The sequence below is a fragment of the Cylindrospermum sp. FACHB-282 genome, assembly GCF_014697195.1.
Taxonomy (GTDB): domain Bacteria; phylum Cyanobacteriota; class Cyanobacteriia; order Cyanobacteriales; family Nostocaceae; genus Cylindrospermum.
Window position 1 is genome coordinate 58,009 of the sequence record NZ_JACJRJ010000037.1, and the last position, 11,456, is coordinate 69,464.

An 11,456-nucleotide genomic window follows, 5' to 3' on the forward strand; every position below is an offset into this window, starting at 1 on the left:
TAAAATATCAAAATTGGCATACCGTCATGCTGTTTAATTCAGCTAGGGAATCATTGAACAGGAGTTCTGTTAACTCAATCCTAGTTCCCGTTTGAGTAAACTAATCGACTGAGAACCGATATAATTTGCACAGCGAACCAACTTGGGGAGACGAATTAAGTCTTCCGAAGCTGTTTGCGCGGCTGCTTGCACTGCTGAAAAACTGGCTTGATCGGTGCAAAAAATCACCTCCGCCCGCTTGACCAGGGCCTGAAGTTTATAAGCATCTTTGGGTTGCGAAGTCATGACGAGTAGTTCATCCCCCCGTAGACCGTGAAGGATGACTTCTGTAGCTCTAAGAATACCAGGACTGAGGCTGGCTATGCCAATACAACTAGCTTTGGGTAGGTTTTTCACCAAGTTGAGTTCTTTGCCATAGTCGTGGATATCCAGGGGGATCACGCGCACAGCTTTTGGCGCGGCGATCGCTTCCGCATCCCCAATAAAGTACCGACTGGTGACCAATGTCGCAGAGGTAGTTTGATCTAGCACAGCAGCTAATTCTTCCATTGCTACCAACTGCACTGGTATTTTTAGGGATTCTTCCAATTCATAGACCATTAATTCCCCAGCACCAATGTCTTGAGATGGCGCCGCCACCAGCACCCGTGCACTACAACGCAAACGCCAGTCAATTTCTGCTAGAAATATCTCCCGCGCTTGATTGAGGGTACAGCCTTGACTGAGCAATTCGTCAAGTGCTTCTTGAACAACTTTGTATGCTTCGGGATGTTGCTTGAGAATGGGCGATTGTAGCCTACTACCGCCCTCATGTCCTTGGGCGCGGACATAAATTCCCGAACCAGCTAGACTTTCAACAAATCCGTCTTCCTCCAACTGACGGTAAACTTTGCTGATGGTATTGCGATGTAAGCCTGTTTGCATTGCTAGCGCCCGTGTGCTTGGCAATTTATACGCGGGTGGATATTGCCGGGAAGCGATCGCAAACCTGATTTGATTAAACAACTGGGTGGATGCGGGAATTTCGCTGTCTGGCTGAATACGGAATTGAATCATCACCAAGCCTGTTCCATAAAACTAAATACAATGCCGGACTTGTTCAGACATTGAGGTTTACTTCCTGCTTCTTCCGGGACTGTAGGTGTTTCCCCCCGTTCACAGGCAGAGACGACTAAGCCAGCCGCCTTTGATAGATTAATTGCCGCCTTCAAGTCTCTATCTAAAAGAAACACCACAAGCAAGTGATACACCCGAACGGATAAAGGCGTTTTTTGTGGATGATCACAGGACGAGGAAATTTGAGAACTGGGGTAGAACCTGTCAACTAACACCAAATGCATATTCTACCTGTTAAATATTTTATTCTGACCTTGAGTTTCTCTGGTGGAAATTTCTCATGCGCTCAATGAGTGTTAATTGATAATTTGATGGGAGATAGCCTGAAGATACTGGCATAGTTATATCAAACAATCACAAGGCATAGGTAAAAATTATTATGACAGAGTATGCAATCACCACCACAACGGTTAATCTTTCTCTACCAGACGCTACGGTAAGACCAGATAATTTCCTCCCTACCGCTTACTTGGCACAGCCCAAAGATCCCGGTTCTTACCCAGGAGTTGTAGTTCTACAGGAAATTTTTGGTGTTAACGTCCATATTCGGGAAGTTACAGAACGGATTGCCAAGTTGGGGTATGTAGCGATCGCCCCCGCACTCTTCCAACGTCAAGTCAGAGACTTTGAAACTGGCTATACCCCCCAAGACATAGAAACTGGTAGAAGCTACGCCATGCAAACTCAAGCACCAGAGTTATTGATGGATATTCAGGCAGCAATTGATCACCTTAAAAGCCTCCCCCAAGTGAAAAAAGATGGCTTTGGCTGTATAGGCTTCTGTTTTGGCGGTCATGTAGCATATCTGGCCGCCACCCTACCAGATATTAAAGCCACTGCTTCCTTCTATGGTGCTGGCATCACCACCCGCACACCTGGAGGTGGAGAACCCACCCTGACCCGTACAAGGGAAATTAAAGGCACTCTCTACGCCTTTTTTGGGACTCAAGACGCCAGTATTCCTTTAGAACAGGTAGATGAGATTGAAGCAGCGTTAGAAAAATACAACATTCCCCATCGTCTGTTTCGCTACGATGGAGCTGATCACGGTTTTTTCTGTGACCTTCGTGGCAGCTATAATCCTAAAGCTGCAACCGATGCTTGGGAGCAGGTGAAACAACTGTTTGGGAGCCTGTTGGCGGGGTAAAATTGCTTAGTGTTCAAGCAAGCGTGCAATAACTACAAACGGCTGCCATCACCCTCTCACCAAGTCCGATGTTGTTGGGCGTTGAGTAAAACTCCAGCGGCATCAGATCAAATAACAATTTATCTTCAAAAGTCATGAATTCCGAATCGAAAAGTTCTCAAACAGCCAATTCGTCATTTACAATGGACGATTTCGCCAAAGCACTGGAAAAACACGACTACCAGTTTCAAAAGGGACAGGTTGTACATGGCAAAGTGTTCCAACTTGACCATGATGGAGCTTATGTTGATATTGGTGGCAAGTCGTCAGCTTTTCTCCCCCGTGATGAGGCTTCTTTGAGAGCAGTAACCGATTTATCGGAGGTGCTGCCGATGCAAGAAGAACTGGAGTTTTTGATTATCCGAGATCAGGATGCTGAGGGTCAAGTAACTCTTTCTCGCAAGCAGTTAGAAATTCAGCACATCTGGGAACGACTGCTAGAGATGCAGGAAAATTCCCAGACGGTGCAAGTGCGGGTTATGGGTGTGAATAAGGGTGGTGTCACCGTTGATCTTCTTTCTTTGCGGGGATTTATTCCGCGATCGCATTTGCAAGAACGTGATAACTTAGAATCACTCAAAGGTCAAACTCTGAATGTCGGCTTTTTAGAAATCAATCGCAACACCAACAAACTAATACTTTCCCAGCGTTTGGCCACCCGCTCTAGCAACTTTAGCTTATTACAACTAGGTCAGCTGGTTGAAGGTAAAGTTACTGGCATCAAACCTTTTGGCGTATTTGTCGATTTAGATGGTATGAGCGCCTTGCTACACATCAAGCAGGTGAGCCAAAAATTCATTGAATCCCTGGAAAAAGTCTTTCAAAGCGGTCAGAAAATTAAAGCTGTAATTATTGACTTAGATGAAGGCAAAGGTCGGGTAGCTCTTTCTACCAGGGTTTTGGAAAACTTCCCCGGCGAAATACTGGAGAATTTTGAAGAGGTGATGGCTTCCGCTGAAGCGCGTGCCAATCGAGCTAGTAACAAACCTGCTGAATAACCACGCTTACCGATAGCACCGATTTTTCTTGGTGATAGCTTCTTCGGAGTTCCTCTAAAGTGTCTTCAGCAAAGGCAAATTTGATCAACTCGACCAATTGGCCCCAACTAGACAGCACAGACTCTGAGGAAGCTTGGCAAAACTCATTAGTAAAAAATTCCGCCCACCAATAGGGAGCTTGCTTTCTGTGGGCATGATCATGTGTTTTACGCCAGCGCTTGCGCCACTTAATACAGTCTAGGGCGGTGGGTGGCGTCACTCCCACAATCGGCGGAAAATCGGCGTAGCTGACAAATTTACTCACACCTTTTCCGTGAATGTAAACGATGTGCCGCCAGCATTCAACTGTATATATATTTTCAAAGTCAATTCTGAACATCAGGCAAACTGCCTCTTCGGTGACAAATCGGGCTAGTTGGTGGGGAGTTGCCGATTTGTGGACAATTTTTGATCTGCGAATAACGGGCATTTTTGTTAAAAGTGATGATACCATAAAATAAACCTGATTTTTCAAGTGATTGCTCACCTAATTTTTAGAGTGATTGGTCTCTTTTGAAAGTGAATGGTTTTTGTTAATTATGCGATGGCACTTCGTGCCCGCCAGAGGCGATCGCCTTTCAGTTTTGCAGGCCGGAGGGCGATTGCTTTATATGATACAATATTATTTTAACGACTTATTATAGTCAATTGTCAATAGGTAATGGGAATAATTAGGTTGCGGATTAGAGAACTGGCTGCTGAGAAGGGCTGGACAATCAAGGAAGTATCTGATCGTTCCGGCGTTGTTTACAGTACCTTGAGAACCTATGCGCGATCGCCTGGGATGTCGATGGTAGACTTCACAGCCATCCAGAAGTTAGCCCGCACCTTTGATGTGATGATTGAAGATTTGGTAGAAGTCGTAGAAGAATAAATACCCCAGGTTAAAAAACTTCTAGTCAAGCAAATTATCAGAATGATTAGGCTACTTTAGAGAATTTGCTGATTATCAGGGTTGGACACTGATCAAGGCTGGATTATTTTAGCCTTAAAATAAACTTACGAAGGGGTAGTAGAGGGCGGCTTCTAGACTCAGGGTAAAGGTGGAATTTCAAACTCGTTAAACAAACAAATGTTATAGGATGAAGCCGCTAAAGCCTTGACTAGCTTTTTGTCCAGAGTCAGTAAAATAGTTCTCGTCTGTTGCGAAAGTGCAACATAACAAGCATCATAAGCGGAAATATTGTAATTCAAAGCGATATTAACTGCATCTTCCATCAATTCTGCTGTGGAAATAGCCTGTAATGGTAAATTTTTGAGAGTAGCTAAATCTGCTTGTACCTCAGCAGAAGTGTACATATTTACACGTACATACTTCAAGAAAACATTTGCACATTCTATGTAAAATAGGTCTGGTACAAACATTTCTGTTTGCGAAAAAGAAAGGTGAGCAAAAAGTTCGATAACTTTAGGGCTTAGTGGATCTGCAATAAAATATTTGATGCACACACTCGTATCGAGTACACATTTAAGAGTAGTAGTCATCTATCCCGATCTTCTCGAATCATTTCTGTACTATCTAGTAATCCAAAGTCGGCTGGACTTAAGCGACGACGATTGCGACTTTCCTCTAAAACTTTCAAGACATTATTGCGTCGCTGTTCTTCTATTTGCTGTTTTTGTGTTTGTAAGGCGTTCTGTAATAGTCGCACAACTTGAGTCTCGACTGAGACATTTTCAGCTTTAGCTAACTCTTGAAGTTGTTTATATAAGTCATCGGGTAAAGTGATCGGATTAAGGGTACTCATTAGTTCAACTCCCAAACCCAAAAGTGTTTATTAGTAATGCTAGCACGAGGTAAAAGAGGGGAGGGGAGGACGGTAAACGCTTCCTGTCAACTATCTACTCTTCTTTCGTTTTCCTTTAGGTTGATACTTCTCACCTCGCACAAAAGCACCAAAATCAGAATTTCTGCTAATGGCATAATTACCTTCACCAAACTTATATTTTAATTCTTCTTTATATGTATCAACTTCTCGCGGAACAGAACCATTAAATACAATATAGGTTTTTGCCGTAAATCTTAATGATGAATTAGATACTCTCAGGAATTGGTTAAAAGATGTATATGTCTCTATAACTTGGTCTTTTGCTTTTTTGATATCACCACCCTTTAATTCTACAAAACAGATTATTCTTTCGCTTCCCTTTACATAAAATACGATTAAATCACAGATTTTACTCCCTTCTTGATCTAGTCCTAATAGTTGACGAAATTTACAGTTAGGGTTTGATTGATCGTCTATATTGAAAAATAAAACTGTTTCACCACTTGCTGGTTGTAAACTTATCTCTACTCCATCTTCTCTATGACTAGTTCTACCTGGTAGTAAACAACATGATAACAATAAAGTATTAAAAGGCATTCTTAAATCACTCCTGTATTTAAGAGTGATTATGGAAAAATATGGGAAATGTCATCAGACACATTTCCAAATGTTCCCCAATCTATCCGCCCATTTTCATGTAAAATATTTTTAGCTGTACTATCTTCAAACAGATAAACAGAAACTTTTTCTTGAGGAATAAAGGCTTCTGTTCGCTCTAAATAAAATCGGTCTTTGATGCTATCTTTATCTTCATATTTAGCGGCTTTCATCAAATTAGAAAGATGATCAACAATATAAGGACTATGTGTTGTAATTAACACTTTTAAACCTGCCTGAACTAACATTGCTAAAAATTCAGTAATTTCAACTTGAGCCGCTGGATGTAAATTCATCTCTGGCTCATCAATTATCAGTAATTCATTTGGTTCAGCTAGATAGCGTAAGTAAAGAACTAAAGGAGCTAGTTCTTTAATCATTGAAGAAGAAACTGTCATTTCTAATTTAACATTCTCCTCTGTTGCTTGAAACAGTATCTCCTTTCCTGCTAGAGATTCATCAATATTTAATTGCCCTTGCAAAATATCATTTTCAAGAAGTTTAGCTAATTTTATATATTCTGAAATTTGGGGAATAAATTGTATTTCTTCTTCCCTTTCACTTAGTGGTTTTATATATGCATCTTTTAAGATATTTCCTAAATTGTGTATTGGCATACTTAGCTGTATACTTTTTCTTTTAGATATTTCATCCTTATCATCATTTTCAATCATTTCACGCTTATTTATTTCTTTCTCGACTTGATAAGGAAATATTATAAAAGCATTTCTCTCTATAGGAAATATATAAATTTCTGAATAAAAAGACTTATGCAATATCTCAAATGTAACTTGGATTAATAATTGCCTAAATATCCTTTTAGGTAATTTCTTAAAAATTTTATCTAATTTATCTTCAGAAGTGATATAGAAATGAACATTTTCTTCACCAGATTCTTTAAGGATTTGCAGAGTATTTTTATTTTGGGTATCAAAATAATAAATTCGTTGTTCTGAAAAATTATTTCTGAGCTTATCAATTGCTTCTTGTTTAGCTTCTGACAAATTTAATTTAACTTGCATATATTCAAAATTTCCCCGCTCTGTGCCCAGAAAATTTTTCATCCAGCTAGGAGCTAAATTAGCAACATCATTGATATATTTTTCAGCATTGTCTTCAGCAAATTTAATTAAGTCAATACTTGTATTGCCTTCTTGTAAAAACTGTTCAATCGCATTATCTATAATTGGATACCTCTGCTGAGTCTTACTATCAATATAGGCTTTTGAATACTTGTCACATCCATATTCACCTAATATAGATGCTAAAGTATAAGCTGTCCAAGTTTTCCCTGTTCCATTACCACCAATAAAGACAGTGAGAGGTTTTAAGTCAATTTCTGCTTTTTCAATAACACCTAAGTTAGCAATTTCTACTTTCATGGCTCATTTAATTTTAATTAGGACTAAGTACATACACCTAATTACACCCTACCATGCTTTGTAAATTCAACAAATCATACCTATTGCTGAATTACATATCCAAACAGTTATATCTCAAATGATAGCAAGGCTGACTCTTTCCTTAAAGTTAAATGCATAATAGCTTTAACTCACCTTCAGTTACTTGAAGATGTAAGTCAAAGAGTGAGTCACGAATACGCTATAAAAATTATCCAACGGAGAAGGGGAGATTCGAACTCCCGGAAGCTTTCACTTCACCTGATTTCAAGTCAGGCGCAATCGACCACTCTGCCACCTCTCCAGTAAATCTGTCGCGCTCCTGCCTACCCTTGGTCAAAAGGCCATGCAGACGCTTGCCTCAGCTAAAACTAAAGCCGACAGATAATACTATATCTCATTATCTACACAAATGGCACTACTGTAAGCGAATTTCTACGACACATTAAGCGATCGCCCATATAAAATTTCCTCCGATGCCACCTGAAAATCATTACCCACCCAAATGAGGGAGACTTGAGAAACCACACCTGCTTCTAGGGAGACAATGGAAAAATTCCGCAGCTTCACCCCGCCTTCTTCCATAATCCTGGGCACATTTGCCGCATTCAAGTAAATTGTCCCCTCTGGACTTCTAAAAACAGGTGTTCGCGGCACTTTCTTAGTGTGTCTGAGAGTCCGGTGCATATGACCAAATGTGACCAGAGGAATTGTTTTACCAGCCGTGAGACTCTGAGAAATCGCCTGGCCAAAATCTGGATCGCCAAAATCGCCGCCAATGGGGTGCCAGTCTTTGCCGCATGGGTCTTCAGGGCGATCGCCTAATCCACTAGGCCCATTGTGTCCCAGAAAAATAATCGTCTCATAAGCAGCGCTTTTCACAGCTTTAACAATGCGATCGGCGGACTCTTCCAGACTCGTCACACCATAGCGTTCGTTACAAATTTCCGCAAATCTCCACTCCGGTCCACCCCAAGTAAAGGGACGACCCCCCACCACAGTTAAATTCCAATCTGGAAAATCCAGCTTACCGTAACCAACATGGGACGGGCCTAATAAATCCAGTTGTGCCTGTACCCAGTCTTCCTTGGAGCGGTCGTATGGACACTTCTTACGCCCCCATTCCGTGGCACTGTACCATGCATCGTGGTTGCCCATCACCCCTGCTTTGGGAATGTCGAGGGAGGCGATCGCTCTTACCACTTCCACCGACTCATTACCGAAATCCCCCACAAACAGCACTAAGTCCACACCCAGATGCTTGAGTGCCATACCATCTTCTACTTCCCATTGGTCGTGAACATCGCCAACTACAGCAATTTTCAGGGTTATTGATTGAGTTTTCTGACTGGTCATGCCGCTTTCCTTGCCGTCTATCTCCAGGATATGAAACTCAGCCGAATTTGGACACAATCTGGAAATATCAACCGTCCACCATTTTTGGTAAAAACTACTATAATTGAATCCACAAGAAAAATACTTGCAACTGGAAGCAACCCCTAACTGTGTTTACAACTGCACTTGCTCAACGGGACACAACCCAACCGGGTGGACTACCATTAGATTTATTTGCCGCCATCGAGGATCTCAAAAAAGAACTCAACGCGGTTATCCTGGCACATTACTATCAAGAGCCTGATATTCAGGATATCGCCGACTTTATTGGGGATTCGTTGCAACTGGCAAAAGCAGCCGAAAAAACCAATGCAGATGCGATCATCTTTGCTGGTGTTCACTTTATGGCAGAAACAGCCAAAATCCTCAATCCAGAAAAATTGGTACTGTTACCAGATTTGAATGCTGGTTGTTCTTTAGCAGACAGTTGTCCAGCAGAAGAGTTTGCGGCTTTTAAAGCAGCGCATCAGGATCATTTGGTGGTTTCTTACATCAACTGCTCTGCGGAAATTAAGGCGATGAGCGATATTATCTGCACCAGTTCCAACGCTGTGAAGATTGTACAGCAGATACCCCAGGAGCAGCCAATTATTTTTGCGCCAGATCGGAATTTGGGGCGGTATGTGATGGAACAGACAGGGCGAGATTTGCTGCTATGGGAAGGTAGCTGTATTGTGCATGAAACCTTTTCCGAAAAGAAAATTGTTCAGCTAAAAATTACACATCCACAAGCAGAGGCGATCGCGCATCCAGAATGTGAAAGTAGTGTATTGCGCCACGCCAGCTTTGTCGGCTCTACAGCAGCTTTACTCAAGTATTGTCAAAGCAGTCCAGCAAAGGAATTTATCGTCGCTACTGAGCCTGGTATCATTCACCAAATGCAAAAACTAGCTCCTGACAAACATTTTATTCCCGCCCCACCAGTGAATAATTGTGCTTGCAACGAATGTCCTTTTATGCGGTTAAACACCCTAGAAAAGCTCTACTGGTCGATGAAAAATCGTACTCCCGAAATCACCATGTCAGAGGATATCCGTCTTGCTGCTCTGCGACCAATGCAACGGATGTTGGAGATGAGTGTTTAACTAGAATAGGTTCATACAATTTGTAAGGACGCGATGGTGCGGAGCGCCTGCTTAAAGAGCGATCGCGTCTCTATATGAGATTAATACAGCACTTCCCGCTATTGTGAGGTACATATTTAGTGCTGAAAGGGCCGAAAATGAGGGAGTGTGGAGGGGAAGAGACTGTACTTCATAACAGCAGGAACCGCTGTAGTAATTTCACTATTCCTCAAAATTACTCATATCTTCATTCATTGATATTTTGTCATGTAATACCGAGTATCTTGTTGAATATATTGATTCCAAGGAGGATATTGACGCTTGGAGTTCTTTTTACCCATTACTTTTCAAGAAATTTGACTTGTTTGTTCCAACCATGAAAACAGATTTTTGAAGTTATTTGCAACCTTAGTTACTTTTAAACTTAAAATTTACTTTTCTCTGCTTCTTTCTGCGCCGCCTCACTATATTTCCTGTATAGTTTAGTGCGGATCTGAGCTTCTTGATAGCGGCTGTGCTTTGGTGGCACAGTACTCATTAAATCTGAAGCCTGTTGCCACCTAGCAGCCAGTTCCAACCACTGAGTTGAAGTTGTAGCTGTTTTACCTGATGCCGAAGCTTGGTTGGCAAGCCGCACGGCTCCTGCAAATGGATCATCAGATAGGGTAAAAAGACTTTTGCTAGCAGCTTGAGGTGATGCTTCTGGTTTAGTGTCTTTAGTAGATATTCCTGATTTTATTAGGTTTTTAAGTTTATCGCCCAATTGGGCATAAACAATCCAACCAAGCAACAAGAGTAAGCATAAACTAACTGTCGCTAGTATCCATGTTTTGGGTAATTTTTTGTGTTTATCTTTGTTAGTAAATATTGAAGTACGAGAAGATTGGGTTTTAGGTAAATTTGGTTTTCCTAGTTCAATTTGAGCTTCCGTGAAATCTTTAATTAATTGCTTTAATATATTGGGCTGAACTAATGTAATTTCCTGTGACCAAAGCAATTGATTCTCGCGATCACTATAAATGTCCTTCAACCAAAGTAATTGCTCTTCCCGAACAATTCGACTATTGATATTAACTCGGCGAATGTTACGTGGTGCGATCGACTCAAGAATTTGCTGGATTTGTTCTACTAGGGTAGATTGCTCAAGTTGCTCTATTCTGGGTGCCTCACATAGAAGCTGTAAGACACCATCCGAAAACATAGCTCTCGTTCTAACACTAGATTTAGCCAGCCTTTCGTTCAATAGTTGAATAATCGCAGCAACGCTACCCTGGTGAGCTTGCCAAGCGATATCGTTTATCCGATCTACCATTTGAGATTTAGTGATAACTCTCACACCCTGACTTGTTAACGGACTAATTAATTTAGGACTCTGTTTTCAAGAAATTCATCTTGTCTTCGATTTTATAAGTAAAAATACGAGTTTGCCAAATAAAATCATAAAAATTCAGCCTCCTTTGGGATTAGAGGCGGAGCCTTAACTTTTGGCAATCAAGCCTTTGATTCTGATATGCTGTTACTTCATCAAACGTCGCCTAGTACCGCTCAACACAATCCGTTAACCACTCGTAGACTGTTTACTATGATGCACTTGGTTAAGTAGCTGAACAAATTAATACTTGGCATAACAGGTACTGAAGAGGGGAAAAACAAAAAACCCCTCTAAGTTGAATTAGAGAGGTTTTTTGCCGATAAATAACCTGGCATCGAGCTATTTTTGCGTTTGGCTACCCAAAAACTATCGTCGCCGCAGTAGCGTTTCACAACTGAGTTCGGGAAGGGGTCAGTGTGGTTCCACTACGCAATAGACACCAGGAAAGAATTCAAAATTA

The 11,456-nt window shown here is 41.3% G+C and carries 13 protein-coding genes, 1 tRNA gene, 1 rRNA gene and 1 pseudogene; 4 read left to right on the plus strand and 12 right to left on the minus strand.

Translation table 11 applies throughout. The annotated features are described in order from the left end of the window. Positions 1 to 69 precede the first annotated feature (69 nt). Both H6G32_RS18540 and H6G32_RS18545 read right to left on the minus strand, forming a co-directional pair. A complete protein-coding gene (locus H6G32_RS18540; RefSeq protein WP_190460875.1) occupies positions 70 to 1,056 on the minus strand; it encodes a GntR family transcriptional regulator in 987 nt (328 codons plus the stop codon). Next, on the minus strand, positions 1,056 to 1,340 hold the full coding sequence (locus tag H6G32_RS18545; protein ID WP_190460877.1) for a zinc ribbon domain-containing protein: 285 nt from the start codon (positions 1,338 to 1,340) through the stop codon (positions 1,056 to 1,058). Before H6G32_RS18545 ends, H6G32_RS18540 begins: the two co-directional genes overlap by 1 nt. Positions 1,341 to 1,495: 155 nt before the next feature. On the opposite strand from H6G32_RS18545, the gene H6G32_RS18550 reads away from it, so the two are divergent. Together H6G32_RS18550 and H6G32_RS18555 are read left to right on the plus strand one after the other, a co-directional pair. After that, positions 1,496 to 2,263 carry a dienelactone hydrolase family protein gene (locus H6G32_RS18550; RefSeq protein ID WP_190460879.1) on the plus strand — a complete coding sequence of 256 codons (768 nt, stop codon included), beginning with the start codon at positions 1,496 to 1,498 and terminating at the stop codon, positions 2,261 to 2,263. A gap of 134 nt (positions 2,264 to 2,397) precedes the next feature. Continuing rightward, positions 2,398 to 3,300 carry a S1 RNA-binding domain-containing protein gene (locus tag H6G32_RS18555; protein ID WP_190460881.1) on the plus strand — a complete coding sequence of 301 codons (903 nt, stop codon included), beginning with the start codon at positions 2,398 to 2,400 and terminating at the stop codon, positions 3,298 to 3,300. Here the strand turns inward: H6G32_RS18555 and H6G32_RS18560 are convergent. Further along, positions 3,278 to 3,793, minus strand: coding sequence for a hypothetical protein (locus H6G32_RS18560; protein WP_190460883.1), 516 nt, complete (start codon positions 3,791 to 3,793; stop codon positions 3,278 to 3,280). The genes H6G32_RS18555 and H6G32_RS18560 overlap by 23 nt on opposite strands. Before the next feature lie 207 nt (positions 3,794 to 4,000). On the opposite strand from H6G32_RS18560, the gene H6G32_RS18565 reads away from it, so the two are divergent. Beyond that, positions 4,001 to 4,213: a helix-turn-helix domain-containing protein gene (locus H6G32_RS18565; protein ID WP_190460885.1), complete on the plus strand. Its 213-nt coding sequence runs from the start codon at positions 4,001 to 4,003 to the stop codon at positions 4,211 to 4,213. A gap of 158 nt (positions 4,214 to 4,371) precedes the next feature. Here the strand turns inward: H6G32_RS18565 and H6G32_RS18570 are convergent, their stop codons facing one another. The 6 genes from H6G32_RS18570 to H6G32_RS18595 form a co-directional block, all read right to left on the minus strand. Continuing rightward, positions 4,372 to 4,824, minus strand: a complete 453-nt coding sequence (locus tag H6G32_RS18570) for a type II toxin-antitoxin system VapC family toxin (RefSeq protein ID WP_190460886.1) — start codon at positions 4,822 to 4,824, stop codon at positions 4,372 to 4,374. Next, complete coding sequence (locus tag H6G32_RS18575) at positions 4,821 to 5,087, minus strand: ribbon-helix-helix domain-containing protein (RefSeq protein WP_190460888.1); 267 nt, start codon at positions 5,085 to 5,087, stop codon at positions 4,821 to 4,823. Before H6G32_RS18575 ends, H6G32_RS18570 begins: the two co-directional genes overlap by 4 nt. A 90-nt stretch (positions 5,088 to 5,177) precedes the next feature. Next, positions 5,178 to 5,705, minus strand: a complete 528-nt coding sequence (locus H6G32_RS18580; RefSeq protein ID WP_190460890.1) for a hypothetical protein — start codon at positions 5,703 to 5,705, stop codon at positions 5,178 to 5,180. Between the two features lie 29 nt (positions 5,706 to 5,734). Continuing rightward, on the minus strand, positions 5,735 to 7,147 hold the full coding sequence (locus tag H6G32_RS18585; RefSeq protein WP_190460892.1) for an AAA family ATPase: 1,413 nt from the start codon (positions 7,145 to 7,147) through the stop codon (positions 5,735 to 5,737). Positions 7,148 to 7,384: 237 nt separating this feature from the next. Next, positions 7,385 to 7,469 (minus strand) — tRNA-Ser (locus H6G32_RS18590). A 131-nt stretch (positions 7,470 to 7,600) separates the two neighbouring features. Next, positions 7,601 to 8,521 carry a TIGR04168 family protein gene (locus tag H6G32_RS18595; RefSeq protein WP_190460894.1) on the minus strand — a complete coding sequence of 307 codons (921 nt, stop codon included), beginning with the start codon at positions 8,519 to 8,521 and terminating at the stop codon, positions 7,601 to 7,603. Positions 8,522 to 8,670: 149 nt separating this feature from the next. Between H6G32_RS18595 and nadA the strand changes: the two genes are divergently transcribed. After that, positions 8,671 to 9,645 (plus strand): quinolinate synthase NadA, encoded by a 975-nt coding sequence (gene nadA, locus H6G32_RS18600; protein ID WP_190460896.1) that lies wholly within the window; start codon positions 8,671 to 8,673, stop codon positions 9,643 to 9,645. Between the two features lie 245 nt (positions 9,646 to 9,890). Here nadA and H6G32_RS27555 read toward each other — a convergent pair. From H6G32_RS27555 to rrf, 3 genes and pseudogenes are all read right to left on the minus strand, one after another. After that, positions 9,891 to 10,013, minus strand: a pseudogene (locus H6G32_RS27555) (IS982 family transposase); the annotation flags it as partial. 35 nt (positions 10,014 to 10,048) lie between these two features. After that, the gene (locus H6G32_RS18605) at positions 10,049 to 10,936 is read right to left on the minus strand and encodes a hypothetical protein (protein WP_190460897.1); all 888 of its coding nucleotides are present in this window, start codon (positions 10,934 to 10,936) and stop codon (positions 10,049 to 10,051) included. A gap of 386 nt (positions 10,937 to 11,322) precedes the next feature. Continuing rightward, positions 11,323 to 11,440: ribosomal RNA gene (rrf, locus tag H6G32_RS18610) — 5S ribosomal RNA — on the minus strand. Positions 11,441 to 11,456 lie beyond the last annotated feature (16 nt).